General features: G+C 62.1%; 23 protein-coding genes. 11 read left to right on the top strand and 12 right to left on the bottom strand.

Annotated elements, in window-relative coordinates; translation table 11 throughout:
- Positions 1-29: 29 nt before the first annotated feature.
- From LMH93_RS22210 to pcaC, 4 genes are read left to right on the top strand one after another with little or no spacing between them, the layout of a single operon-like run.
- Positions 30-1,319 carry an MFS family transporter gene (locus LMH93_RS22210; protein WP_003251946.1) on the top strand — a complete coding sequence of 430 codons (1,290 nt, stop codon included), beginning with the start codon at positions 30-32 and terminating at the stop codon, positions 1,317-1,319.
- Between the two features lie 9 nt (positions 1,320-1,328).
- Positions 1,329-2,681 (top strand): 3-carboxy-cis,cis-muconate cycloisomerase, encoded by a 1,353-nt coding sequence (locus LMH93_RS22205; protein WP_003251947.1) that lies wholly within the window; start codon positions 1,329-1,331, stop codon positions 2,679-2,681.
- An 11-nt stretch (positions 2,682-2,692) separates the two neighbouring features.
- Positions 2,693-3,484 (top strand): 3-oxoadipate enol-lactonase, encoded by a 792-nt coding sequence (gene pcaD, locus LMH93_RS22200; RefSeq protein WP_014754363.1) that lies wholly within the window; start codon positions 2,693-2,695, stop codon positions 3,482-3,484.
- 10 nt (positions 3,485-3,494) lie between these two features.
- Positions 3,495-3,887: a 4-carboxymuconolactone decarboxylase gene (gene pcaC, locus LMH93_RS22195; protein WP_003251949.1), complete on the top strand. Its 393-nt coding sequence runs from the start codon at positions 3,495-3,497 to the stop codon at positions 3,885-3,887.
- Between the two features lie 53 nt (positions 3,888-3,940).
- Here pcaC and LMH93_RS22190 read toward each other — a convergent pair whose 3' ends face one another.
- The 5 genes from LMH93_RS22190 to ttgA form a co-directional block, all read right to left on the bottom strand.
- Positions 3,941-4,465, bottom strand: coding sequence for an Mpo1 family 2-hydroxy fatty acid dioxygenase (locus LMH93_RS22190; RefSeq protein ID WP_012053631.1), 525 nt, complete (start codon positions 4,463-4,465; stop codon positions 3,941-3,943).
- A gap of 243 nt (positions 4,466-4,708) precedes the next feature.
- Positions 4,709-5,965 (bottom strand): OprD family porin, encoded by a 1,257-nt coding sequence (locus LMH93_RS22185; RefSeq protein ID WP_014754361.1) that lies wholly within the window; start codon positions 5,963-5,965, stop codon positions 4,709-4,711.
- Between the two features lie 449 nt (positions 5,966-6,414).
- On the bottom strand, positions 6,415-7,869 hold the full coding sequence (locus tag LMH93_RS22180) for an AdeC/AdeK/OprM family multidrug efflux complex outer membrane factor (RefSeq protein ID WP_003251955.1): 1,455 nt from the start codon (positions 7,867-7,869) through the stop codon (positions 6,415-6,417).
- Positions 7,866-11,018 carry a multidrug efflux RND transporter permease subunit TtgB gene (gene ttgB, locus LMH93_RS22175; RefSeq protein WP_230064590.1) on the bottom strand — a complete coding sequence of 1,051 codons (3,153 nt, stop codon included), beginning with the start codon at positions 11,016-11,018 and terminating at the stop codon, positions 7,866-7,868. Before ttgB ends, LMH93_RS22180 begins: the two co-directional genes overlap by 4 nt.
- A gap of 3 nt (positions 11,019-11,021) precedes the next feature.
- The gene (gene ttgA / locus LMH93_RS22170) at positions 11,022-12,176 is read right to left on the bottom strand and encodes a toluene efflux RND transporter periplasmic adaptor subunit TtgA (protein WP_003251957.1); all 1,155 of its coding nucleotides are present in this window, start codon (positions 12,174-12,176) and stop codon (positions 11,022-11,024) included.
- Between the two features lie 257 nt (positions 12,177-12,433).
- On the opposite strand from ttgA, the gene ttgR reads away from it, so the two are divergent.
- Complete coding sequence (gene ttgR, locus LMH93_RS22165) at positions 12,434-13,066, top strand: efflux transport transcriptional regulator TtgR (RefSeq protein ID WP_004575141.1); 633 nt, start codon at positions 12,434-12,436, stop codon at positions 13,064-13,066.
- Positions 13,067-13,177: 111 nt separating this feature from the next.
- Here the strand turns inward: ttgR and LMH93_RS22160 are convergent, their stop codons facing one another.
- Positions 13,178-14,629, bottom strand: a complete 1,452-nt coding sequence (locus LMH93_RS22160; RefSeq protein WP_185279997.1) for an MDR family MFS transporter — start codon at positions 14,627-14,629, stop codon at positions 13,178-13,180.
- Between the two features lie 381 nt (positions 14,630-15,010).
- Here LMH93_RS22160 and LMH93_RS22155 point away from each other — a divergent pair, with 381 nt between their 5' ends.
- Positions 15,011-15,880, top strand: coding sequence for an isocitrate lyase/PEP mutase family protein (locus LMH93_RS22155; protein ID WP_003251963.1), 870 nt, complete (start codon positions 15,011-15,013; stop codon positions 15,878-15,880).
- Between the two features lie 232 nt (positions 15,881-16,112).
- Here the strand turns inward: LMH93_RS22155 and LMH93_RS22150 are convergent, their stop codons facing one another.
- Positions 16,113-17,021 (bottom strand): LysR family transcriptional regulator, encoded by a 909-nt coding sequence (locus LMH93_RS22150; protein ID WP_185279998.1) that lies wholly within the window; start codon positions 17,019-17,021, stop codon positions 16,113-16,115.
- A gap of 183 nt (positions 17,022-17,204) precedes the next feature.
- On the opposite strand from LMH93_RS22150, the gene LMH93_RS22145 reads away from it, so the two are divergent.
- A complete protein-coding gene (locus LMH93_RS22145; RefSeq protein WP_003251968.1) occupies positions 17,205-17,819 on the top strand; it encodes an NAD(P)-dependent oxidoreductase in 615 nt (204 codons plus the stop codon).
- A 97-nt stretch (positions 17,820-17,916) separates the two neighbouring features.
- On the opposite strand, the gene LMH93_RS22140 is transcribed toward LMH93_RS22145, so the two are convergent.
- Positions 17,917-18,792 carry a LysR substrate-binding domain-containing protein gene (locus LMH93_RS22140; protein WP_108191226.1) on the bottom strand — a complete coding sequence of 292 codons (876 nt, stop codon included), beginning with the start codon at positions 18,790-18,792 and terminating at the stop codon, positions 17,917-17,919.
- A gap of 114 nt (positions 18,793-18,906) precedes the next feature.
- On the opposite strand from LMH93_RS22140, the gene LMH93_RS22135 reads away from it, so the two are divergent.
- Positions 18,907-20,544: a 5-guanidino-2-oxopentanoate decarboxylase gene (locus LMH93_RS22135; RefSeq protein WP_185280000.1), complete on the top strand. Its 1,638-nt coding sequence runs from the start codon at positions 18,907-18,909 to the stop codon at positions 20,542-20,544.
- 123 nt (positions 20,545-20,667) lie between these two features.
- On the opposite strand, the gene LMH93_RS22130 is transcribed toward LMH93_RS22135, so the two are convergent.
- Positions 20,668-21,588, bottom strand: coding sequence for an AraC family transcriptional regulator (locus LMH93_RS22130; protein WP_003251974.1), 921 nt, complete (start codon positions 21,586-21,588; stop codon positions 20,668-20,670).
- A gap of 202 nt (positions 21,589-21,790) precedes the next feature.
- On the opposite strand from LMH93_RS22130, the gene LMH93_RS22125 reads away from it, so the two are divergent.
- Positions 21,791-22,084: a putative quinol monooxygenase gene (locus LMH93_RS22125; RefSeq protein WP_003251976.1), complete on the top strand. Its 294-nt coding sequence runs from the start codon at positions 21,791-21,793 to the stop codon at positions 22,082-22,084.
- A 16-nt stretch (positions 22,085-22,100) separates the two neighbouring features.
- Positions 22,101-22,367 carry a hypothetical protein gene (locus LMH93_RS22120; protein WP_014859143.1) on the top strand — a complete coding sequence of 89 codons (267 nt, stop codon included), beginning with the start codon at positions 22,101-22,103 and terminating at the stop codon, positions 22,365-22,367.
- Here the strand turns inward: LMH93_RS22120 and LMH93_RS22115 are convergent, their stop codons facing one another.
- Together LMH93_RS22115 and LMH93_RS22110 are read right to left on the bottom strand one after the other, a co-directional pair.
- On the bottom strand, positions 22,368-22,973 hold the full coding sequence (locus LMH93_RS22115; RefSeq protein WP_019752466.1) for a flavin reductase family protein: 606 nt from the start codon (positions 22,971-22,973) through the stop codon (positions 22,368-22,370).
- Positions 22,974-23,092: 119 nt separating this feature from the next.
- Entirely contained in the window at positions 23,093-23,458 is a 366-nt protein-coding gene (locus LMH93_RS22110; RefSeq protein ID WP_230064589.1) for a heme utilization protein, read from the bottom strand.
- 342 nt (positions 23,459-23,800) lie between these two features.
- Here LMH93_RS22110 and LMH93_RS22105 point away from each other — a divergent pair, with 342 nt between their 5' ends.
- Positions 23,801-24,553 carry a COG4705 family protein gene (locus tag LMH93_RS22105; protein ID WP_003251984.1) on the top strand — a complete coding sequence of 251 codons (753 nt, stop codon included), beginning with the start codon at positions 23,801-23,803 and terminating at the stop codon, positions 24,551-24,553.
- A gap of 125 nt (positions 24,554-24,678) precedes the next feature.
- Here the strand turns inward: LMH93_RS22105 and LMH93_RS22100 are convergent, their stop codons facing one another.
- Complete coding sequence (locus LMH93_RS22100; RefSeq protein ID WP_108191247.1) at positions 24,679-25,998, bottom strand: MFS transporter; 1,320 nt, start codon at positions 25,996-25,998, stop codon at positions 24,679-24,681.
- Between the last annotated feature and the right edge of the window lie 61 nt (positions 25,999-26,059).

The following is a 26,059-nucleotide window of genomic DNA, read 5'->3' as shown; positions in this document are numbered from 1 at the left end:
ACCTAGGACCCTCCAGGAGTGAAACCCTCATGACCTCAACCTATTACACCGGCGAAGAACGCAGCAAGCGCATCTTCGCTATTGTCGGTGCCTCGTCAGGCAACCTGGTGGAATGGTTCGACTTCTACGTCTACGCCTTCTGCGCGATCTACTTTGCCCCGGCCTTCTTCCCCTCCGACGACCCCACCGTGCAGTTGCTGAACACGGCAGGTGTATTCGCCGCAGGCTTCCTGATGCGCCCCATTGGTGGCTGGATCTTCGGCCGCCTCGCCGACCGCCATGGTCGCAAGAACTCCCTGATGATCTCGGTGCTGATGATGTGCTTCGGCTCCCTGATGATCGCCTGCCTGCCCACCTATGCCAGCATCGGCACCTGGGCCCCGGCGCTGCTATTGCTGGCCCGCCTGATCCAGGGGCTGTCGGTAGGGGGCGAATACGGCACCACGGCCACCTACATGAGTGAAGTGGCACTGCGTGGGCAGCGCGGCTTCTTTGCTTCGTTCCAGTACGTCACCCTGATCGGCGGCCAGTTGCTGGCGGTCCTGGTCGTGGTGATCCTGCAACAGCTGCTGACTGAAGATGAACTGCGGGCCTGGGGCTGGCGCATTCCCTTCGTGGTGGGGGCCATCGCCGCCCTGATCTCGCTGATGTTGCGCCGTTCGCTGCACGAGACCAGTAGCGCCGAAGCCCGCAATGACAAGGATGCAGGTTCTATCGCAGGCCTGTTCCGCAATCACGCAGCGGCGTTCATCACGGTACTGGGCTACACCGCGGGTGGCTCGCTGATTTTCTATACCTTCACCACCTACATGCAGAAGTACCTGGTCAACACCGCGGGCATGACAGCCAAGAACGCCAGCTACGTGATGACCGGGGCGTTGTTCCTGTTCATGGTGTTGCAGCCGTTCTTCGGCATGCTGTCCGACCGTATCGGTCGGCGCAATTCGATGCTGCTGTTCGGCGGCCTCGGTACCCTGTGCACCGTGCCGCTGCTGATGGCACTGAAAACTGTGACCAGCCCGTTCATGGCCTTCGTGCTGATCAGCCTGGCCCTGTGTATCGTCAGTTTCTACACCTCGATCAGCGGTCTGGTGAAGGCTGAGATGTTCCCGCCGCAGGTGCGTGCACTGGGTGTTGGCCTGGCCTATGCGGTGGCGAACGCAGCATTCGGCGGTTCGGCCGAGTATGTGGCCCTGGGCCTGAAGACCCTGGGGATGGAAAACACTTTCTATTGGTACGTCACGGCGATGATGGCGATTGCCTTCCTGTTCAGCCTGCGCCTGCCGAAGCAGGCGGCGTACCTGCACCATGATGACTAAGGACGCTGCATGAGCAACCAACTGTTCGACGCCTATTTCACCGCGCCGGCCATGCGCGAGATTTTCTCCGACCGTGGCCGCCTGCAGGGCATGCTGGATTTCGAAGCAGCGCTTGCCCGTGCCGAAGCCTCTGCCGGTTTGGTCCCGCACAGCGCGGTAGCAGCCATCGAGGCGGCATGCCAGGCCGAGCGCTATGACGTTGGTGCGTTGGCCAATGCCATCGCCACCGCCGGCAACTCGGCCATTCCGCTGGTGAAAGCGTTGGGCAAGGTGATCGCCACTGGCGTACCTGAGGCTGAGCGCTATGTGCACCTTGGCGCCACCAGCCAGGATGCGATGGACACGGGTCTGGTTCTGCAGCTGCGCGATGCCCTCGATTTGATCGAGGCCGACCTCGGCAAGCTGGCCGATACCCTGTCGCAGCAGGCCTTGAAGCACGCCGATACGCCCTTGGTGGGTCGTACCTGGTTGCAACACGCCACCCCGGTGACCCTGGGCATGAAACTGGCCGGTGTACTGGGGGCTTTGACCCGCCACCGTCAGCGCCTGCAGGAACTGCGCCCGCGCCTGCTGGTCCTGCAGTTCGGCGGTGCTTCGGGCAGCCTGGCGGCCCTGGGCAGCAAGGCAATGCCAGTGGCCGAAGCGCTGGCCGAACAGCTCAAGCTGTCCCTGCCCGAGCAGCCCTGGCACACCCAACGCGACCGCCTGGTGGAGTTTGCCTCGGTGCTGGGCCTGGTTGCCGGCAGCCTGGGCAAGTTCGGCCGTGATATCAGCTTGCTGATGCAAACCGAGGCGGGGGAGGTATTTGAGCCGTCTGCGCCGGGCAAGGGTGGTTCTTCGACCATGCCACACAAGCGCAACCCGGTGGGTGCCGCCGTGTTGATCGGTGCCGCAACCCGCGTGCCGGGCTTGCTGTCGACGCTGTTTGCAGCCATGCCTCAGGAGCACGAACGCAGCCTGGGCCTATGGCATGCCGAGTGGGAAACCCTGCCGGATATCTGCTGCCTGGTCTCTGGTGCCCTGCGCCAGGCTCAAGTGATTGCCGAGGGCATGGAGGTGGATGCCGCGCGCATGCGCCGTAACCTCGACCTGACACAAGGCCTGGTGCTGGCAGAAGCGGTGAGCATCGTCCTCGCCCAGCGTCTGGGTCGCGATCGTGCCCACCACCTGCTGGAACAATGCTGCCAGCGCGCGGTGGCCGAACAGCGGCACCTGCGTGCCGTGCTGGGTGACGAGCCGCAGGTCAGCGCCGAGCTGTCTGGCGAAGAACTCGATCGCCTGCTCGACCCTGCCCATTACCTGGGCCAGGCCCGCGTCTGGGTGGCGCGCGCCGTGTCCGAACATCAACGTTTTACTGCCTGAAGGAGACCGCTGTGGCGCACTTGCAACTGGCCGATGGCGTTTTGAATTACCAGATCGATGGCCCGGATGACGCCCCGGTGCTGGTCCTGTCCAACTCGCTGGGTACCGACCTGGGCATGTGGGACACCCAGATTCCGCTCTGGAGCCAGCACTTCCGGGTGCTGCGCTATGACACCCGTGGTCACGGCGCATCGCTGGTCACTGAGGGCCCTTACAGCATCGAACAGCTGGGCCGCGACGTGCTGGCCCTGCTCGATGGCCTGGACATTCAAAAGGCTCACTTCGTCGGCCTGTCGATGGGAGGCCTGATCGGCCAGTGGCTGGGTATCCATGCAGGTGAGCGCCTGCACAGCCTGACCCTGTGCAACACGGCCGCCAAGATCGCCAATGACGAGGTGTGGAACACCCGTATCGACACGGTACTCAAAGGCGGCCAGCAGGCCATGGTCGACCTGCGCGATGCCTCTATCGCCCGCTGGTTCACCCCGGGCTTTGCCCAGGCACAGGCGGAGCAGGCCCAGCGTATCTGCCAGATGCTGGCGCAAACCAGCCCGCAAGGCTACGCAGGCAACTGTGCAGCAGTACGTGACGCTGATTATCGTGAGCAACTGGGCCGCATCCAGGTGCCCGCGCTGATCGTTGCCGGTACGGAAGACGTGGTTACCACCCCTGAGCATGGCCGCTTCATGCAGGCCGGTATCCAAGGTGCCGAGTACGTCGACTTCCCGGCGGCGCACCTGTCCAATGTCGAGATTGGCGAGGCCTTCAGCCGCCGCGTGCTCGATTTCCTGCTGGCTCACTGAGGACAACGCCATGGACGAGAAACAACGTTACGACGCTGGCATGCAAGTGCGCCGCGCAGTGCTGGGTGATGCCCACGTGGACCGCAGCCTGGAGAAGCTCAACGACTTCAATGGCGAGTTCCAGGAAATGATCACCCGCCACGCCTGGGGTGACATCTGGACCCGCCCGGGGCTGCCGCGCCATACCCGCAGCCTGATCACCATCGCCATGCTGATTGGCATGAACCGCAACGACGAGCTGAAGCTGCACCTGCGTGCGGCGGCCAACAATGGTGTGACCCGTGACGAGATCAAGGAAGTGCTGATGCAGAGCGCGATCTACTGCGGCATTCCGGCGGCCAATGCCACGTTCCACATGGCTGAGTCGGTGTGGGATGAACTTGGCGTAGAATCGCGCCAGTAAATCGTGTTCGCGGGCAAGCCCCCTGCAACAGGGCGCTTGCCCGCGAATGGCCTTTACACCGATGCCTTTTTTTGCCGCATGGCAATCGGGCCGGCATTGGTTTCCACGGCGCGCTTCAGGGTCGGGCACAGGCCCAGCATGAACGCAGCTTCCGCCACCACGAACAGCGGCCCGATGATCAGGCCACTCACGTCGTCAATAAATGCCGGTTTGCGGCCTTCGTAGTAATGGCCGATGAACTGGATGATCCAGCCCACCACGAACGCTCCCAGCCCGGCGCCGAGCCATAGCGTTGTCGACTGTACTGCCAGCGCCTCACCGACCCACAGGCACAGGCCCAGCAACAGCCCCATCACCAGCCCGAAGCGCAGGTCCAGGCGCAAGTAGAACCACACAGACGCCGCCGCTGCCACCAGGGCAGGGGACAGCCACATGCCAGCTATCTCCCAGCCTGGGCGTGAAAGCAGGATGGTGACTGCCAGCACGATCATGGGGATGCCGACGAAGTGGGTGGCGATATTGCGCGGATCGCGGTGGTAGTTGGCGTATTGGCTCAGGTGGTCGACGAGGGTTTTCATTGTTGTGCCTCCCTGTTCTGCTTTGCTTCACCTGTACCTGATAGTGATCAGGATAGCCTGCAGTCACCACCATCATCAGCTCAGCGAATGGCGGCAGCGTACACTGGCAAATTCATGGCAGGGATTTCATCAAGCTGTTGCAAATCATGCCTTCAAAAAAGGGGCATGGATTTTTATGGCTTCAGGTCATTTGAGGAGGCGTCTGGCCTCCTCGCGGGTTTATCCGCGAAGAGGCCATTTGATTCACAGAAGATTCAGCGGATAACTCACGATCAAGCGGTTCTCATCGAACGCGTTGGTGCTGAAGTCGCGACGCATGGTCGAGTTGCGCCATTTCACCGACAGGTCCTTGAAGCTGCCCGACTGCACGACATAGGCCAGCTCTGTTTCCCGCGCCCATTCCTTGCCATCGTCCACGCTGCCCACGGTGACGTTGTCACCCTTGATATAGCGGTTCATCAGGGTCAGGCCGGGTACGCCGACGGTGGCGAAGTTGAAGTCATGGCGAACCTGCCAGGAACGCTCCTTGGCATTGTCGAAGCTTGAATTGTAGCTGTCGTTGGCCAGGGTACCGCCACTGGTGCCATTGACCCGCATCCAGGCATCGTCGCCGCTGACCTTCTGCAGGCCAACGTAAAAGGTGTGGCCTTGGTAGCGCGCCGAAAGCAAGGCGGAGGCGGTGCGGTTGTCCAGCTTGCCGGCCCGTTCGGCGCCATCTTCCTTGCCGATGAAATAGCCCAGGTTGGCGCCCAGCGTCCAGTCGCCCAGCGGCTGGCTGTGCGTCAGGTTGAGGTATTGCTGGCGGTAGATGTCCTTGAGCTGGGCATCCCACAGCCCGATCATGGTGCGCTTGTCGTTGAAGGTGTACTCACCGCCGCCGAAGTTGAAACGGTCGGAGGTGAAGGCGGCTTTGCCGTTGAGCGACATGTCTTCCATGCTGGCATCGTTGCGCGGGCTGTTGCCGCGGAACTGGCCAGCGTACAGGGTCAGGCCGGCGATTTCCTTGGAGGTCAGCTGGCCACCGCGGAAGGTTTGCGGCAGTGAGCGGCCATCGTCCGAACGCAGGATTGGCAGTACCGGCATCCATTCACCGACCTTCAGCTCGGTTTCGGACAGCTTGGCCTTCAGCGCCACACCCAGCCGACCAAAGTCATCGGCCGGGCGGCCGTCGCCATGCACGGGCAGCAGGTGAGTGTTGGTGGTGCCTTTGCCGCCGTCGAGTTTGACCGAGTACAGGCCCAGTACGTCCACGCCGAAACCGACCGTGCCCTGGGTGAAACCGGAACGGGCATCGAGGATGAAGCTTTGTGTCCATTCCTCGGCCTTGCCCTGTGGGTGGGCCGGGTCGACGAAGTTGCGGTTGATGTAGAAGTTGCGCAGGTTGAGGGTGGCCTTGGCGTCCTCGATGAAACCACCTTCGTTGGCGGCGAATGCGGGGAGGGCGCAGGACATGGCCAACAGGCCAGGCAGCAGCTGACGTGCGGGTAGCGAAATGCTCATCTGTCGTGGATCTCTTGTTTTTATGGTCGAGCCGGTGCACTGCGGGATCGGGCCTGCAGGTGCGGGTGTTTTTGATGAACTTGAGTGACGTTGCGTGGGGGGATGGTGCGGGGTAGTGCGGGGGTGAGGCAATTCGCCGCAAACGGAACGGGGCGATAATCGAACGGAATGTTCCGGTTGGTTAATAACTCTCCTGTGCTGGCCTCTTCGCGGGTAAACCCGCTCCTACAACGGCTTGCGCCCAACCACCGATATGTGTCCACCACACGATCCGTGTAGGAGCGGGTTCACCCGCGAATACGGTGGTGGCTGCGACGGTGAATCGCCAGGGGATACTGGCCAGCCGGCCCGGCCCTTGCGCGGGCTCGTCCGCAAAAAGGCCGGCACAGGCAGTAAAAAAGCAAAGCCCACCGCTAAGGGTGGGCTTTCTACTTTTGTAACAAGGCCGATCAGCCTTTCGGTGTTTCCACCGATGCCTGCTGGTTGGCCTGCCCGGTCTGCTCGTACCAGCCACCGCCAAGCGCCTTGTACAGGTTGACCTCGCTGGTCAGCTGCGACAGGCGGTCGCCGATCAGCGCTTGCTGGGCACTGAACAGGTTGCGTTGGGCATCGAGGAAGGTCAGGTTGCTGTCAATCCCGATGCGGTAACGGCGTTCGGCCAAGCGGTAGTAGTCCTGGTTCGCCTGCACCAGGTCGCGCTGGGCCTGCAACTGCTCTTCGAAGGTCTTGCGTGCCGCCAGGCCATCGGAGACTTCCTGGAAGGCCGTCTGGATGGTTTTTTCGTACTTGGCGACGTTGATGTCCTTCTGGATTTTCGAGTAGTCCAGGCTGGCTTTCAGGCTACCGGCGTTGAAGATCGGCAGGTTGATCTGCGGCTGGAACAGCCAGGTGCCCTGGCCGCCCGCGAACAGGTGGCCCATGTCGGGGCTCAGGCTGCCGGCGTTCGCGGTCAGGCTGATGCTCGGGAAGAACGCTGCGCGGGCTGCACCAATGTTGGCGTTGGCAGCCTTGAGCAGGTGCTCGGCTTCCTGAATGTCCGGGCGACGCTGAAGGATATCCGATGGCAGGCCGGCCGGTACTTCGGCCAGTTGGTCGGCATCAAGCTCCAGCGGCTTGGCCAGGTCGGCAGGAATGCCGGTGCCCAGCAGCACGGTCAGGCTGTTGACGTCCTGGGCGACCAGGCGCTGGTACTGCGAGTACTTGACCCTGGCGCCTTCCACGGCGGTACGCGCCTGGCTGACGTCCAGGGCCGAGGCCACGCCGACCTCGTTGCTGCGACGGGTGAGGTTGTAGCTTTCCTCGTAGGTCTTCAGCGTTTCTTCGGTCAGCTTGAACAGGGCCTGGTCGGCCTGCCAGGTGTAGTAGGCGTTGGCCACGCTGGCGACCAGGGCGATTTGCGTGGAACGACGCGCCTGCTCGCTGGAGAGGTAGGTTTCCAGGGCCTGCTCGGTCAGGCTGCGCACGCGGCCGAACAGGTCCAGCTCGTAGGCGCTGACGCCCAAGGTGGCCGAGTACTGGCTGGTGATGCCAGATTCGCCTGTTTGCGACATGTTCGCCGGGACACGCTGGCGGCTGCCGCTGCCGGTGGCCGAAACCGCCGGGAACAGGTCGGCGCGCTGAATGCGGTATTGCGCACGGTAGGCGTCGAGGTTCAACGCCGCGACGCGCAGGTCGCGGTTATTGACCAGCGAGGTCTGGATCAGCTGTTGCAGCGCCGGGTCGTGGAAGAACTGGCGCCAGCCCTGTTCAGCAGCGGCAACATCCGCCGATTGCGTCGGCGAGTATGCAGGGCCTTGCGGCCACTGTGCAGCCACCGGCGCCTCTGGGGTCTGGTAGTCAGGGATCAGCGAGCAGCCGCCAAGAATGAAAGCGGTTACCGCCAGGGACAACAAAGACTTGGTCATTGCCCAGCCTCATAACGTGGATTTTCAGGGGTGACGTCTTTTTCCGGCTCTTTGCTGCCGAACAGCGACGACACTGCGACGAAGAACAGTGGTACCCAGAAGATAGCCAGCACGGTCGCACTGATCATACCGCCGATCACGCCAGTACCGATGGCGTGCTGGCTGCCGGCGCCGGCGCCGCTGGCGATCGTCAACGGTACCACGCCCAGGATGAACGCCAGCGAGGTCATGATGATCGGGCGCAGACGCATGCGGCACGCTTCGATCGCTGCGTCGTACAGGCTACGGCCTTGTTCGTGCAGCTCCTTGGCGAATTCCACGATCAAAATGGCGTTTTTCGCCGCAAGACCGATGGTGGTCAACAGGCCAACCAGGAAGTACACGTCGTTGGACAGGCCGCGCAGGCTGGTGGCGATCAGTGCACCGATGATGCCCAGCGGTACCACCAGCACCACAGCGATCGGGATCGACCAGCTTTCGTACAGGGCCGCCAGGCACAGGAACACGAACAGCACCGAGAGGGCGAACAGCGCCGGCATCTGCGAGCCGGAGAGTTTTTCCTCGTAGGACATGCCGGTCCAGGAGAAGCCGATACCGCTCGGCAGCTCGCCTGCAATGCGCTCGACCTCGGCCATGGCTTCACCGGTACTGTAACCAGGCGCCGGTGCACCGAGGATTTCCATCGCTTCGACACCGTTGTAACGCGACAGCTTCGGCGAACCGTAGGTCCATTCGCCTTTGGCGAAGGAGGAGAACGGCACCATCTCGCCTGCGCCGTTGCGCACGTACCATTTTTGCAGGTCTTCCGGGCTCATCCGCGCGCTTGGTTCGCCCTGGATGTACACCTTCTTGACCCGGCCACGGTCGATGAAGTCGTTGACGTAGCTGGCACCCAAGGCAATCGACAGGGTGTTGTTGATGTCGGCAATGGTCACGCCCAAGGCGCTGGCACGTTCGTCATCAATGGTCAGTTGGTACTGCGGTTCATCGTTCAGGCCGTTCGGGCGCACGGCGCTGAGGATCTTGCTCTGCGCAGCTTTGGCCAGGAACTGGTTGCGCGCCTCCATCAACTTCGCGTGGCCGACACCGCCGCGGTCCTGAAGGAACACGTCGAAGCCGGTGGCATTACCCAGTTCAAGCACCGCTGGCGGGGCGAAGGCGAACACCATCGCATCACGGAAGGTGAAGAAGTGCTGCTGGGCGCGCTGGGCCAGGGCGAACACGCTGTTCTCCTTCGAGCGTTCATCCCAGGGTTTGAGCATGATGAAGGCCATGCCTGAGCTCTGGCCGCGGCCTGCGAAGTTGAAACCGTTGACCGTGAACACCGACGATACGGTATCGGCTTCGTCCTTGAGCAGGTATTCACGCATCTGGTCGACCACGACCTGCGTGCGCTCGGCACTGGAACCGGCCGGGGTCTGCACCTGAGCGAACAGTACGCCCTGGTCTTCTTCTGGCAGGAACGCGGTAGGGATGCGGGCGAACAGCCAGATCATGCCGACCACGATCAGCGCATAGGCCAGCAGGAATGGCACCTTGTTGCGCAGGATGGTGCCTACGCTACGCTCGTAGCCGTTGACGCTGCGGTCGAAGTTGCGGTTGAACCAGCCAAAGAAGCCGCCTTTGGCAGTGTGGTGCTCGCCCTTCTTCAGCGGTTTGAGCATGGTTGCGCAGAGCGCCGGGGTGAAGATAAGCGCAACCAGCACCGACAGGCCCATGGCCGAGACGATGGTGATGGAGAACTGCCGGTAAATCACACCCGTGGAGCCGCCAAAGAACGCCATGGGCAGCAGTACGGCCGAGAGCACCAGGGCGATACCCACCAGGGCGCCCTGGATCTGTTCCATCGAGCGCTTGGTCGCTTCCTTGGGCGGCAAGCCTTCTTCGGACATGACCCGCTCGACGTTCTCCACCACGACGATGGCGTCGTCCACCAGCAAGCCGATGGCCAGGACCATGGCGAACATGGTCAGGGTGTTGATGCTGAAGCCCGCGGCGGCAAGGATACCGAAGGTACCCAGCAATACGACCGGTACGGTCATGGTGGTGATGATGGTGGCGCGGAAGTTCTGCAGGAACAGGTACATCACCAGGAACACCAGCACCACGGCTTCGATCAGGGTGTGGATCACGCCGCTGATCGATTCGGTGACCACGGGGGTGGTGTCATACGGGAATACCGCCTTGACCCCCGGCGGGAAGAACGGTTCCAGGCCTTTGATGGTCTCGCGCAGTGCCTTGGCGGTGTCCAGGGCGTTGGCGCCGGTTGCCAGTTTTACCGCCAGGCCGGACGCCGGCTTGCCGTTGAACTGGGCGCTGACGGCGTAGTTTTCACCCCCCAGGCCCACTTGGGCGACGTCACCCAGCCGCACCTGTGAACCGTCTTTGTTGACCTTGAGCAGAATGTTCTCGAACTGCTCGGCGGTTTGCAGGCGGGTCTTGCCGATGATGGTGGCGTTCAGCTGTGTGCCCGGCAGGGCTGGCAGGCCGCCGAGCTGGCCGGAAGACACCTGCACGTTCTGTGCGGCCACAGCGGTCTTGACGTCGACCGGGGTCAGCTGGAACTTGTTCAGCTTGGCCGGATCGAGCCAGATACGCATGGCGTACTGCGCACCGAACACCTGGAAGTCACCTACACCCGCGGTACGCGAGATCGGGTCCTGCATGTTCGAGACGATGTAGTTGGCCAGGTCGTCCTTGGTCATGCTGCCGTCTTCGGAGACCAGACCAATCACCAGCAGGAAGTTCTTCACTGCTTTGGTGACGCGGATACCTTGCTGCTGCACTTCCTGCGGCAGCAGCGGGGTGGCAAGGTTCAGCTTGTTCTGTACCTGTACCTGCGCGGTGTCGGGGTTGGTACCCTGTTCGAAGGTGGCGGTAATGGTCATGCTGCCGTCGGAGTTACTTTCCGACGACACATAACGCAGGTTGTCGATACCGTTGAGCTGCTGCTCGATCACCTGCACCACGGTGTCCTGCACGGTTTGCGCCGAGGCGCCCGGGTAGGTCACGGCGATGGCGATGGCCGGCGGCGCGATACTGGGGTACTGGTTGATCGGCAGCTTCAGGATAGACAAGGCCCCGACCAGCATGATCACCAAGGCGATCACCCAGGCGAAGATCGGGCGATCGATAAAGAACTTCGACATGGTTTACTCCGCTTTGGCGTCTGCTTTCGCCGCGTTGGCCTGATCAGGGCCGGCCGGCTTCTTGACGTTGGTGGCATCGCTGACCTTCACCTCGACGCCTGGGCGCACGTACTGCAGCCCTTCGGTGATCAGGCGGTCACCCGGGTTGAGGCCTTCCTCGATCAGCCAGTCGCTACCCAAGGTACGGCTGGCCTTGAGCTGGCGCAGTTCGACCTTGTTCTCCTGGTTGACCACCAGGGCGGTGGGTGCGCCTTTGAGGTCGCGGGTCACGCCTTGTTGCGGTGCCAGGATGGCGTTGGCGTTGACCCCGGCCTTGAGCCGCGCATGCACGAACATGCCTGGCAGCAGGGTGTGATCGGGGTTGGGGAACAGCGCGCGCAGGGTCACCGAGCCGGTGGTCTCGTCCACCGCGACTTCGGAGAACTCCAGGCGGCCTTCCTGCTTGAACAGGCTGCCGTCTTCCAGTACCAGCTGAACCGAGGCGGCGTTGTCGCCGGCCTTCTTCAGCTGGCCGCTTTCCAGGTCACGGCGCAGCTTGAGCAGCTCGGCGGTGGACTGGGTAACGTCGACATAAATAGGATCGAGCTGCTGGATGGTGGCCATGGCGTCGGTCTGGCCATTGCTCACCAGTGCACCCTCGGTGAACGAAGAGCGACCGATACGGCCGCTGATTGGCGCCAGAACCTTGGTGTAGCGCAGGTCGATCTGTGCGCTCTTGAGCGAAGCCTCAGCCTGCAATCGTTTGGCATTGGCGTCGTCGTATTCCTGTTTGGAGACGGCCTGTTCGTCAATCAGTTGCTTGTAACGTTCGGCCAGTGAGCGTGTAGCCAGCAGGTTGGCCTTGGCATTGGCCAGGGTGGCTTCGTACACGGCAGGGTCGATCTGATACAACTGCTGGCCTTCCTTGACCTCACTGCCTTCCTTGAACAGGCGCTTGAGGATGATGCCGTTGACCTGCGGGCGCACTTCGGCGACGCGGTAGGCACTGGTTCGCCCCGGCAATTCCGAGGTGAGGGTGAAGGCTTGCGGCTGGATGGTCACGACGCCGACCTGAGGAGCCTGCGCCGCTGGCGCTGCTTCTTCTTTCTTACAGCCACTGAGCAGGGTTGCCAGGGCGACGGCGGAAACCAGAGCGGTAACGGCTGGCTTGAATTGCATGAGGATCCTCGGGTCGCTGGAGCAGGGAGACGCTCAAGAGTAATGGAAGAGATCTTGATCTGGAAAAAATGCTATCCGGTGGATAAATAGCTTGCTAAGGAATATACTTACATTCATGGTTGTTTGTAAATACTGCTGGGTGGTACTCAGGTACAGCCTCAGCGCTTGATTAGCTTATCCGAGAGGCCCCGGCAGAGGTGCCCCCGGAGCGTTCCCCGCACGCGCTGCGCGTTCGGGCCAGATGAGGTTGTACTGCCATGGTCCGTCGAACCAAAGAAGAAGCCCAGGAAACCCGTGCCCAGATCATCGAGGCGGCGGAAAGGGCCTTCTACAAGCGTGGGGTCGCGCGAACCACCCTGGCCGACATCGCCGAACTGGCGGGTGTGACGCGGGGGGCGATCTACTGGCACTTCAACAACAAGGCCGAGCTGGTGCAGGCGTTGCTCGACAGCCTGCACGAGACCCATGACCATTTGGCGCGGGCGAGCGAAAGCGAGGATGAAGTCGACCCGCTTGGCTGCATGCGCAAGCTGCTGTTGCAAGTGTTCAACGAGCTGGTGCTCGATGCCCGAACCCGTCGTATCAATGAAATCCTGCATCACAAGTGCGAGTTCACCGATGACATGTGTGAAATTCGCCAGCAGCGCCAGAGTGCGGTGCTGGATTGCCACAAGGGCATCACCCTGGCGCTGGCCAATGCCGTACGCCGGGGCCAGTTGCCTGGCGAGCTGGATGCCGAGCGCGCGGCGGTGGCCATGTTTGCCTATGTCGATGGCCTGATCGGGCGCTGGCTGTTGCTGCCTGACAGTGTCGATCTGTTGGGTGATGTAGAAAAATGGGTCGACACCGGGCTGGATATGCTGCGCTTGAGCCCGGCTCTGCGCAAATGACACTTTGTTAAGGATTGTGAGGGAGTGTTTCCCCTTTGTGTTAAGGGGAGATTAAGGTCGCCGCCGCCTTGCAGCTGTTCACACCACAAGGCGGCAGCCCGTGTGCAACCTTCAGCGGCCGCGCAATTGCCGGTCAGGCAAAGCAAATGCCGCGAACAGTCCCAGCACCGCGACAAGCGCACTCCCCATCAGCAGTTGCCTGAACGTCTCCAGCAACCGCCCTTGAGTCACCAGATCCACCTCTGCGGCCTTCAAACTCCCCAGCAACGGGTTACCCATCAAGTCGAAACCACCTTGATGCAGCAGTGCCAGCAAAAGGCTGGACATGCACGCTACGCCCATGGCTCCGCCCAGCGAGCGGAACAGGTTGGTGGTGCTGGTGGCCACGCCGATGTCCTTGCTGGCCACCGCGCTTTGTGTGCCCACCAGTGAGGTCGGGAATTGCAGCCCGCAGGCTATACCGGTCAGCAGCATGCACAGCGCACTGAGCAACGCTGATTGCGGCGGAGTCAGTGCCATCGCGAAAATGGCCACTGGCATCAGCAGTGCACCGGCCAGGATCTGTGGCTTGTAGCGCCCGGTCCGGCTGGTCATGCGGCCACCTGTGAAGGCGCCCATGGGCAGCCCCATGGCCAGCGGCAGCAGATGCAGGGCGGCGCTGTCGGCACCGGCGCCGGTAATGCTCTGGTAACGCAAGGGCATGAGCATGGTCAGGGAAATGGACTGGAAGCTGGCGAAGAAGATCACCGCCCAGCACAGCACTGCCACACGGTTGCCAAACAGGCTGAGCGGCAGCAGCGGCTCTGGGCAGCGGCGTTCGTGTGCGATGAAAAGCGCCAGGCCCAGTAGGGCGCAGCCGAACAGCGCCAGCACGGCCGGGTCGGCCCAGGCGTGGCCCTGGCCCACCAAGGTGATGCCCAGCAGCAGGCTGCCAAGGCCGAGAATCAACAGCATGGCGCCAAGGTAGTCCACCTGTGCCTCGCGACGCTGCACCGGCATGTCAGCGAGCGCACGGCGAATGGCCCACAAGGCGACCAGCCCCAGCGGCAGGTTGATCCAGAACACCCAGCGCCACGACAGGTACTCGGTCAACCAGCCGCCCAGCACTGGCCCGGCCACGCTGGCCGCAGCGTACATGCTGCTGAAGTAGCCCTGGTAGCGGCCGCGTTCGCGTGGGGGCACGAAGTCGCCAATGATTGCCTGGCTCACCGAGACCATCCCGCCTGCGCCGATACCCTGCAGTACCCGGGCCAGCACCAGTTGCGGCATGTCCTGGGCCATGGCGCAGGCAATGGAGGCCAGGGTGAACAGGCTGATGCCGGTGAGGATCATCCGGCGCCGGCCGTAAAGGTCGCCCAGTTTGCCGTAGATCGGCACGGCCACGGTCATGGCCACCATATAACCGGAGATGACCCAGGCCAGCAGGCCGACATCGCTGAACTGCGCCGAGATGGCGGGCAGCGAGACGGCGACGATGGTCTGGTCCAGTGCGCCGAGGAAGATGGCCAGCATCAGGGCGGTGAGCACGTTGCGCAGGGCGGTGGGGGGCAGGGCGGCGGTCACGGGAATACCTTGTTTGTCTATGGCGGCCCCTTCACGGGCAAGCCTGCTCTCACAGAAGCCCTCGGATTGTAACCTGAGTTAGGTAGCTTCCTATGTACTATCTGCATCCCCTATGCAAGATCGGCATTGGCGCATTCATCCAGTGCTGCATGGCTGCGTGATATCGTTGGTATGCCACAGAGGCTGAAATCCGGGGCTTGCACCAGGTTGGTGCAGCATATTGACTCAGGTTTTTCAGTCCGCTGTCTCCCACACCTTTTATTCCTCTGCCTGCATGTCGAGCATGACCGCCCAGATGGCGACGGTTGGAACAGGTCAGGTAGACCCGATTACAGGGGTCGGTAGTTACCGTTCAAATTTCAACTTTTTTGCGGAGTGATCATGCCCAAGGCTTCCCACCAAGATCTGCGTTTTGCCTTCCGCGAGCTGCTCGCTTCGGGTTCGTGTTTCCACACTGCCTCGGTGTTCGACCCGATGTCGGCACGCATTGCCGCAGACCTGGGCTTCGAAGTCGGTATCCTCGGCGGTTCGGTCGCTTCGTTGCAGGTACTGGCTGCTCCAGACTTCGCTCTGATCACCCTCAGCGAGTTCGTCGAGCAGGCCACCCGCATTGGTCGGGTCGCGCAACTGCCGGTACTGGCCGACGCCGACCATGGCTATGGCAACGCACTGAACGTGATGCGCACGGTGATCGAACTGGAGCGCGCCGGTGTGGCCGCACTGACCATCGAGGACACCCTGCTGCCTGCCCAGTTCGGGCGCAAGTCCACTGACCTGATCCCGGTCGAGGAGGGCGTTGGCAAGATCCGCGCGGCGCTGGAGGCACGAGTCGATTCGTCCCTGTCGATCATTGCCCGTACCAACGCGGGCGTACTCAGCACCGAAGAAATCATCGTGCGTACCCAGAGCTACCAGAAGGCGGGCGCTGATGGCATCTGCATGGTCGGGGTCAAAGACTTCGAGCAGCTCGAGCAGATTGCCGAGCACCTGACTGTGCCGCTGATGCTGGTTACCTATGGCAACCCGAACCTGCGCGATGACGAGCGCCTGGCGCGTCTGGGCGTGCGCATCGTGGTCGATGGCCATGCGGCTTACTTTGCCGCGATCAAGGCCACTTACGACTGCCTGCGGCTGCAGCGTGGTCGGCAGAACAAGTCGGAAAACCTCAGTGCCACCGAACTCTCGCACACCTACACCCAGCCTGAAGACTACATTCGCTGGGCCAAGGAATACATGAGCGTCGAAGAGTGATCAGCAGGGCGCCGTCCATTCAACGGACGGCGCTCAAGGTTGCACTGTGAGGCACGCAATGTGCCTGCTCGCAACTATTGGCGACGCTGGGCTGGCTGCGTAGCAGTTCGGCGCGCCAGCAGGCTGAGCCATACAGCCCTGCGGCAGCGGTAAGGGCCATGACAAGGGCGACTCTTCTGGATTTGATGCCCATGGTGCTCACCTCCCGTGACAGCGATAGGGGTGTACGCCACTAGTATAGATCCCGATCCCACGCCGGTTCGTCCTTGAAACGCTGCACCAGGAAATCCAGCATGCTGCGCAAGGTCGCCGGCATGTGTTTGCGCGACGTATACACCGCATTCAGGTTCAGTTCACGCGGTTTGGCCTCGGGCAGCAGACGCACCAGTTCACCCCGGCGTATGGCGTCTGCGGCCTGGTAGGTTGGCAGCATGGTGATACCTGCGCCAGCCAGCGCAGCCCTTTGCAGGGTCATCACCTCGTTGGCACTGATGTTTCCGGATACGGGCACGGCGACCTGCTGGCCGGCTACCGTGAAATGCCACAAGCTGTGTCCGAAGTAGGCATGGGTCAGGCAGTTGTGCAGGCTCAGTTCCTCAACCCGTTGCGGCGTGCCTCGCTCATTCAGGTAGGCGGGTGCCGCGCACACGACCGAGCGGCACACACTCAGGCGCCGGGCGATGAGGCTGGGGTCCACGTCATTGCTGGTGCGAATGGCCAGGTCGATGCGCTCGTCCACCAGGTTGACGGTGCAGTCGAGCATCTGCAGTTCTACCTTCACGTCAGGAAAGCGCCGCACATAGGCGGCCACTGCATCCACCAGCTGTGCCTGGCCGAATGAGGTACTGACGCTGATACGCAGTGCCCCCCTTGGTGCGTCTTCCGGCTGCTGCACGGCGGCCTGCAGGTCGCCGGCCAGTTCCAGCAGTTGCCGGCAGCGAGGCAGGGTTTCCTGGCCGGCTGCCGTGAGGCTGAGCTTGCGCGTGGTTCGCTGCATCAGCCGCGTGCCAACCCAGTCTTCCAACTCTGCCAGGTAGCGCGACACGACCGGCCGCGATAATTGCAGATAATCCGCCGCCGCCGACTGGCTGCCCAGGTCGATGACTGTGACGAATACACGCATGGCGTTGAGACGGTCCATGATTTGCCCGATTTCAGAAACAAACTATGTCTGAGCATCGCATTTTTTGTGACGAATCGGGTAACTAAGCTATGCGCATTGTTTGGTAGAAGGCGTTACCCGAAGCCGGCAGACGAGAGCCTTGGCGCTGGCGGCGAAGGTCACCAAGGGCGGTCATTCCGTTCAACTGATGGAGAGTATTTCATGAGCAAGATCGCAATCATCGGTGCCACCGGCCGGGCTGGCAGCCAGTTACTGGAAGAGGCCCTGCGCCGTGGTCACCGTGTACTGGCCATAGCCCGCGACCCTTCCACGCTTGAAGGGCGTGAGGGTGTGACCGTCAAGTCGCTGGATGCCACGGACAGCGCGGCCCTGCAGGCAGCGGTCGCAGGTATGGACGCTGTGTTGAGTGCCGCGCATTTCTCGACAATGGAGCCGCACGCCATCATCGAGCCGGTGAAGCGCGCCGGGGTCAAGCGCCTGCTGGTGGTGGGTGGCGCCGGTAGCTTGTTGCTGCCGTCAGGGCACCGGGTGATCGACAGCCCGGATTTCCCGGAGGCGTATAAAGCCGAGGCCAGTGCCGGCGTGCGTTTTCTGGAGGCGCTGCGGCGCGAGCCGAACCTGGACTGGACCTTCCTTTCGCCTTCGGCTGAGTTCGTTGAGGGTGAGCGCAGAGGTCACTATACGCTGGGCAAGGATCATCTGTTGATCGGTGCGGACGGCAAGAGCTGGATCACGTTTGCCGACTATGCGATTGCCATGCTGGATGAGCTGGAGAAGCCGCAGCACTCGCGGCAACGGTTCACAGTCGGCTATTGAGTCGCCTGCGTTGCGGGCATGCCCGCTCCCATGGGTACCGTACAGCTACCAAGGCCTGTGCAAACCTGTGGGAGCGGGCGAGCCTGCGAAAGGGCCGTCACAGGCTGGCCTGGCCCTCCAGCCAGTCCAGCAATTCCAGCAGCCCCGGCGGTACGCTCCTGGCCTGGCTCACCAGGTAATACCCCTTGCCTGTCAGCACCTTCAGCGCAAACGGCATGCACAACCGCCCACCGCGCAGGTCATCGCCAATCAGCGACCAGTCACCGATTGCCACCCCGGTCCCCTGCGAGGCCATGGCCATCGCCATGTCCAGTGTCTCGAAATGTTGTTTAGGCCCATGCGTGGCGAGCGTCACTCCAGCCGCCTGCAACCACAACCGCCAGTCGTGTTCATCCCGCGAGGGATGCAGCAACATATGTCGGGCCAGGTCTTCCACCTGCTGCAACGGCACTGGCCCTTCACGCAGTGACGGTGCGCACACTGGGGTCAGCTGCTCATCGAACAGCTTGCGCACCTGCAGCCCGTGGTTCGGCGCATCGCCGTAGACCACTGCCGCATCGAAGCCCTCGCGACGGAAATCCACCCCGTGCTGCACGGTCGTGGTCAGCTCAACCGGCACATCCGGGCGCAGTGCCTGCCACTCCATCAGACGCGGCAGCAGCCAGCGCATTACGCAGGTTGGTGCCTTCAGCTGCAAGGTAGTGCTGTGCTCACCCACCTCGCGCACCCCTTGTTCGATCAGGGCGAACACCTGCTGCACCCGTGGCAGCCAGTCCAGGCCTTCACGGGTCAGGCTCAACCCACGCGCCTCGCGCTTGAACAGGGCATAACCGAGGTGTTCTTCGAGGGCTGCAATCTGGCGGCTGACAGCGCCCTGGGTGATGTGCAACTGCTGCCCGGCACGGGTGAAGTTGCAGTGCTGGGCGGTGACCAGAAACGTGTGCAGGGCAGGCAGGGGCGGGAGGCGTTTCATTGCAGTAAGCCATGATCACAGGACATGGCTAGTATGTGTTTTTTTACATTGTGGCGATAGCCGTGGCTTGGGTCCAATAAGGGCATACCCCAACACGATTCATGGTGACCCCTGATGGCAACCTGCGGCGAAGTACTGGTCAAACTCCTTGAAGGCTATGGCGTCGATCATGTCTTCGGCATCCCCGGTGTACATACCGTGGAGCTCTATCGTGGCCTGGCGGGCTCTTCCATTCGCCACATCACCCCACGTCATGAGCAAGGTGCCGGGTTCATGGCTGACGGCTATGCGCGCACCCGCGGCAAACCCGGGGTGTGCTTCATTATCACCGGCCCGGGCATGACCAATATCACCACTGCCATGGGCCAGGCCTATGCCGACTCGATCCCGATGCTGGTGATTTCCAGCGTGCAGTCCCGTGACCAGCTGGGCGGTGGCCGTGGCAAGCTGCACGAACTGCCCAACCAAGCCGCGCTGGTATCGGGTGTGGCGGCGTTTTCCCACACCTTGATGAGTGCAGCCGACTTGCCGCAGGTGCTGGCCAGGGCATTTGCCGTGTTCGACAGTGCCCGGCCACGCCCGGTGCATATCGAAATCCCGCTCGATGTGCTGGTTGAACCGGCCGACTTCCTGCTGCCGGGCCGCCCTGTACGGGGCAGTCGGGCAGGGGCTGCACCGCAGGCCGTGGCGCAGATGGCTGAGCGACTGGCCAGTGCACGTCGGCCGCTGATTCTGGCCGGTGGCGGGGCGTTGGCTGCGGGCGCTGCGTTGGCACGCCTGGCCGAACACCTTCAGGCCCCGGTGGCGTTGACCATCAATGCCAAAGGCTTGCTGCCAGCCAGCCACCCATTGCAGATCGGCTCGACCCAGTCGTTACCCGCCACACGGGCGCTGGTGGCCGAGGCCGACGTGGTGCTGGCGATCGGTACCGAACTGGCTGAAACCGATTATGACGTGACCTTCAAGGGAGGCTTCGAGATCCCGGGCAGGCTGCTGCGCATTGACATCGACCCGGACCAGACCGTGCGCAATTATCTGCCGGAGCTGGCGCTGGTAGCCGATGCCGAGCTGGCAGCCGAAGCGCTGCTCGGTGCCCTGCAAGCCCAGCCGCAGCCAGTGCACGAAAGCACTTGGGGCGTGGCCCGCGTGGCCGACCTGCGCAAGGTCCTGGCGGCAGACTGGGACCAGCCAACCCTGAGCCAGACACGTTTGCTGAGGGCCATACTGGAGCGCCTGCCTGATGCGATTCTGGTGGGCGACTCGACCCAACCTGTGTACACCGGCAACCTGACACTCGACATGGAGCAGCCACGCCGCTGGTTCAACGCCTCGACCGGTTACGGCACCTTGGGTTACGCGTTGCCAGCAGCCATGGGCGCCTGGTTGGGCAGTGCCGAGCAGGCCGTCGAACGCGCTCCGGCGGTGTGCCTGATTGGTGATGGTGGTTTGCAGTTCACCCTGCCGGAACTGGCCAGTGCAGTGGAGGCACAGGTACCGCTGATCGTGCTGCTGTGGAATAACCAGGGGTACGAGGAAATCAAGAAATACATGGTCAATCGGGCGATCGAGCCGGTCGGTGTGGATATCCATACCCCGGATTTCATCGGCGTGGCGCGAGCGTTGGGCGCGGCAGCAGAGAACGTGGCCGATATTGCCCAATTGCAGGCGGCGCTCGGGCAAGCGGTGGAGCGCAAGGGGCCGACCTTGATTCAGGTGGACCAGAATCAGTGGCAGGCCGCGGTGTTGGGTTGAAGCATTGCGATTGCCTGTATCGGCCTCTCGTGCCTGCAGGCAGCGCGCAATTTTCGCATCTGTGCAAAAACCTGCAGGTGCGGGTTTACCCGCGAAAGCGCCGGGGCAGGCGAGTGTCGAGCTTCAGACCGCAGTAGCCCGCAACCGAGCCACATCGCGAATTGGCGGCGCGCCGTAAAGCCGGCTGTATTCACGGCTGAATTGCGACGGGCTTTCATAACCCACCCGATAAGCCGCCACCGCCGCCTCCAGCCCGTCGTTCAACATCAGCCGCCGCGCCTCTTGCAGGCGCAGTTGCTTCTGGTACTGAAGCGGGCTCATCGAGGTCACGGCCTTGAAGCGGTGGTGCAAGGTCGAGGTGCTGAGGTTGACCTCACGCGCCAGGTCCTCGATACGCAGCGGCTGTTGGAAGTTGTTGTTGAGCCAAGTGATGGCCTGGCAAACCCGGTGGGTCTGGCTGTTGGCCAAGGCAATTTCATACAGCCGGTAGCCCTGCGGCCCACGCAGCAGGCGGTAGAGAATCTCGCGGCGGAACAGCGGCGCCAGCATTGCGATGTCGCGCGGGGTGTCCAGCAGCCGCAGCAACCGCAGCAGGGCATCGAGTAACGCGGCATCAGTCCTTTCCACATACAAACCACGGCCGGAAGGTCGATTGGGTACCAGCATCGGTCCGCTCTCGGCGATCAGCTGGCTGATCTCGGCCGGGTCCAGGTCCATGCGCAGGCCCAGGCTTGGGTTCTCGGGGCTGGCATCCAGCCTCACGGCACTGAGTGGCAAGGTTACCGAAACGACCATGTAATGCAGTGGGTCGTAGGCGTATTGCTCGTCACCCAGGAACAGGCTTTTGCTGCCCTGGGCAAGGATGCACAGGGCAGGCTGCGCCAGGGTGGGTACAGAACGCACATTTTCGGTGTAACGCACCAGGTACAGGTCATCGATGGCCGATGCTGGGCCGTAGGGCTCGCCCGCGTGGCGGTTGATCAGCTCGGCCAGCTCCAGGCGCTGCAGTTCCAGGGTCGGTTCGGTGGACGTGGCGGTGGTCATGATGGCTTTCCTCTGCTGACCGACGCAGCATAGGTTTGGGCAAAGACGGGCGCTAGTCGAAAGCTGCATGTCGATTGCCTGATCCTGCCGCGCTGCAGGATCAGGCAATCGACATGCAGTAATGGCCTAACGCGTCGCGCGGGTGAGCGCCTAACCTTGGCAGCCTGGCTTTTCCGTCCGCCTGCTTCAAGGAGATTGTGCAATGACCCTTAAACAACCGGTCACCCACCTTGCTTTCATCCGTGCCAGCAGCGGGCGCTCGGCAGAGCTGGGCGCGCGCCTGCGTGACCTGCTCGAGCCCTCGCTGCGTGCACCGGGATGCCTGAGTTTCACCGTGCAGCGTTCTCAGGCTGATGCTGACCTGTGGTTGCTCAGCGGAAGCTGGCAGGACCAGCAGGCGATGAGTGGCTACTTTGCTTCACCGACACTGGAGGTGTTCGGTGAGCTGGTGCAGGCTCAGGTGGTCAGCAGCCTGGACTTGCATACCTTCGATTGAGCGTGGATGAGGTAAAGTGACGCCCTTGTTCAATCACGCGGACAGCAACATGGCACGTAGGGAATTCACTCATTTCGAAGCGGTATCGGCGATGGTGCCGGTGGAAGGTGGCGGCTACAACGCGGCCATCGCAGTCAAAGCCTTGGGCATGGGCGGTGCGCCGCGTTTTCACAAGGTTCTCGACGGGCAGGTGTTCAAGGGCGCTGTGGCCGCCGACGAAGCGGCCACCGCCGAGCTGCAACGCCTGCAGGGCGTCAGCGAAGAGGGTGAGCTGGTCTGGTGATCAGGCCGGCGGCCGGGCCATCTTGAACAGGTTGCCCAGCTCGAAATAATCCGCCGGGCCACCCCCACGCAGGATCGGCTCGGCGGCAGCGGTATCGTAGATGCCGTTGTTCAACAGGTGCTCGGCAATGTGCACCGCCACCACTTCCCCAAGGATCAGCCAGCTGGGTACCTCTTGCTGGTCGGCGCGCTTGAGCTGGACGATCTGGCTGACCTTGCACTCGAAGGCTACCGGCGTTTCACCCACGCGCGGCACCTTGACGATGCTAGACGGTGCGGCAGTGAGGCCGCTCAATTCGAATTCGCTCACTTCGGCAGCAACCGGTGCGCAGCTCAGGTTCATTTGCTCGGCCAGTGGGCGGGTGGCCAGGTTCCAGACGAACTCACCGGTCTGCTCGATGTTGTTCAGGCTGTCTTTGCGCCCGACGCTGCAGAAACCGATGATCGGCGGGATGTAGTTGAACGCATTGAAGAAGCTGTAAGGCGCCAGATTCAGGCGGCCTTCGCGGTCCTGAGAGGAGATCCAGCCGATAGGGCGGGGACCGACGATGGCATTGAACGGGTCGTGCGGCAGGCCGTGGCCTTTGGCGGGTTCGTAGTAATACATCTGTGCTGGGCTTGTTGGCCCTACCTCCTGGTGGACAAGGTGCCTAGTGTGCCAAGCCTGAGCTCGTGTGCAAATGATCAAGCCCGGCCGAAGCCGGGCTGGGTGCTCGCAATCAGGTATCAGCTGATGCGGTGCGCGTTGGTGCGGTCGAAGCCGTCTTCAGCGAAGCGTTGGCCACCGGTGCGGTCGAAGCCGTCTTCAGCGAAGCGCTGGCCGCCGGTGCGGTCGAAGCCGTCTTCAGCGAAGCGCTGGCCGCCGGTGCGGTCGAAGCCGTCTTCAGCGAAGCGCTGGCCACCGGTGCGGTCGAAGCCGTCTTCGGCGAAGCGTTGGCCACCGGTGCGGTCGAAGCCGTCTTCAGCGTAGCTGGCTTGCTGGGTTTGAACCGCGGCAAAGGTGTGAGCGTCGGTCCGGTCGAAGCCATCTTCGGCGAAGGCGCCAGCTGCGAAAACCGAGAGGGCCAGGGCAAGGATCAGTTTGTTTTTCATGGTTGCTGCTCCGAGGGTGCGAGAGGTTGTTTGTTTCTATGGGTTTAATCCTACGCCTATAAATTTGATTAAAAAGCGCAAAAAATAGCGCATAAAAATCGAATAAATAGATGTGTCTGTGTGCGCTGCGCGTGAGTCAGGCAGCGGGGTCATCCACTCGCTGCAAGCACTCGCGTCGTCGTTTTCTCAGCCATTGCAGCTTGAAGAGCGGGAATTAATGGGGCGTTAAGAACGAAATATCTTGTTTCAAAGTTCTATCAACGCTTTTTTCATGCGTCACCAACCGTTTTTTCAGATGCACCTCAGCACCATCGCCGCACCTTAGACTGGAGCGGCACAACAATGAACAAACTCCCGCAAATCACCTTGGCCTTCTGGGTCATGAAGATCTGCGCAACTACCCTTGGCGAAACGGCAGGCGACTTGCTGTCGATGACGTTGAACATCGGCTATGCACTCAGCTCGTTGATGCTGATCAGCGTGTTCCTGCTGACCTTGGTCGGCCAGCTTTACTCACGCCGCTACCACCCGATGTTGTATTGGCTGGTGATTCTCTCCACCAGTACCGCTGGCACCACCATCTCCGACTTCATGGACCGCACCCTGGGCCTGGGTTATGCCACGGGGTCGGCCCTCCTCATCGGCATCCTGCTGCTTACCTTCCTGGCCTGGCGCCTTAGCGGCAACCCGCTGGATGTCAACCGCATCAAGAACCGAACGGGCGAGCTGTTCTACTGGGTGGCAATCCTGTTTTCCAACACCCTTGGCACAGCGCTGGGCGACTACCTGGCCGATGACTCGGGGCTGGGCTTTGCCGGCGGTGCGCTGTTGATTGGCAGTACCATTGCACTGGTGGTGGTCGCCCGCTACTGGACGCGTATTCCCGGCGTGGTGTTGTTCTGGGTCGCGTTCGTGCTCACCCGGCCGTTTGGCGCCACCTTGGGCGACTTCCTCACCAAACCCCATGAAAAGGGCGGCCTGGACTTCGGCACGGTCGGCTCTTCGGCTGTGCTGGGCGGGGTGTTGCTGGTGCTGGTGCTGATGGCCAACTGGTACCAGCGTCGTGACCCGCGACAGGCGCTTGAGATGTCCTGAACCGGCTTTCAGGTACGAGTGAGCCGAATAGAATGTTTAGTCGGCTCACAGCGACATAAGTGCTGATCGAACAAATGAAAAGGGCGCACCTGAAACGGTGCGCCCTTTTCATTTCGGCTTCGCATTCACTCAGTGGTAATCCGCGAGTGCTGCTTGGTGTCTTTCATGGTCGCGTAAACCAGCAGCGAGCAGGCGATACAGGCGGTGACATACCAGTAAAAGCCGCTCTCCATCCCAGCGCTTTTGAACCACAGGGCCACGTATTCGGCGGTGCCACCGAAGATCGACACGGTCAGGGCATACGGCAGGCCCACGCCCAGGGCGCGAATCTCGGTAGGGAACAGCTCGGCTTTGACCACGGCGTTGATCGAGGTATAGCCGCTTACGATGATCAGTGCGGCCATGATCAGGAAGAACGCACCCCACCAGGTCTGGATGGTGTGCAGGGTGCTGAGGATGGGGACGGTGAACAGGGTGCCGAGCACACCGAAGGCGATCAGGATCGGACGGCGGCCGATCTTGTCGGACAGACCACCGATCACTGGCTGCAGGCACATGAACAGGAACAGCGTGGCGGCCGAGATGGTGGTTGAGTCACTGATGCTCATGCCCACGGTGTTGACCAGGTATTTCTGCATGTAGGTGGTGTAGGTGTAGAAGGCCAGGGTGCCGCCCATGGTCAGGCCAACGACGGTCATCAGCTCCTTGGGGTGACGCAGCAGGGTGCGCATCAGGCTTTCCTTGGCCTTTTCCTTCTTGGTGAACGAGGCGGTTTCTTCCATGCCACGACGCAGGTACAGGGCCACCACGGCGCACAGCGCACCGATCACGAACGGCACGCGCCAGCCCCAGGCGTACAACTGCTCGGTGGTCAGGGTCTGTTGCAGGATGATCAGTACCGCCAGGGCGATGAGCTGGCCAGAGATCAGGGTCACGTACTGGAAGCTGGAGAAGAAACCACGGCGCTCCTTGCTGGCCATTTCGCTGAGGTAGGTGGCCGAGGTGCCGTATTCACCACCCACCGACAGGCCCTGCAGCAGGCGCGCGATGACCAGCAGGACAGGTGCGGCGACGCCGATGGTTTCATAACCTGGGGTCAGGGCGATGACCAGCGAGCCTGCGCACATGAGCAGTACCGACGCCATCAGCGCGGCCTTGCGGCCCTTGCGGTCGGCGTACAGGCCCATCAGCCAGCCACCGATCGGGCGCATGAGGAAGCCCACGGCGAAGATCGCAGCGGTATTTAGCAGTTGTGCGGTGGAGTCGCCGGCGGGGAAGAAGGCCTTGGCGAAGTACAGCGAGAATGCGGCGTAGACGTACCAGTCGTACCATTCGACCATGTTGCCGATGGACCCGCTGAAAATCGACTTCAGGCGGCTGGCGGTGGTTTTTTCTGCGGCAGGCGCGGTGGCCGCCCCGGCGGGCAGGGAGGTGGCGTTATCCATCAGGGATACCTTCTCGTTGTTTTTGTGGAGCGCGCCGTGGCGCAGCTTGCCAAGGCAATTG

The sequence above is a fragment of the Pseudomonas sp. CIP-10 genome, from assembly GCF_020911845.1.
Lineage (GTDB): Bacteria > Pseudomonadota > Gammaproteobacteria > Pseudomonadales > Pseudomonadaceae > Aquipseudomonas > Aquipseudomonas alloputida.
The sequence above is the reverse complement of the archived record's forward strand: the minus strand, read 5'-3'. Positions and strand labels throughout refer to the sequence as shown.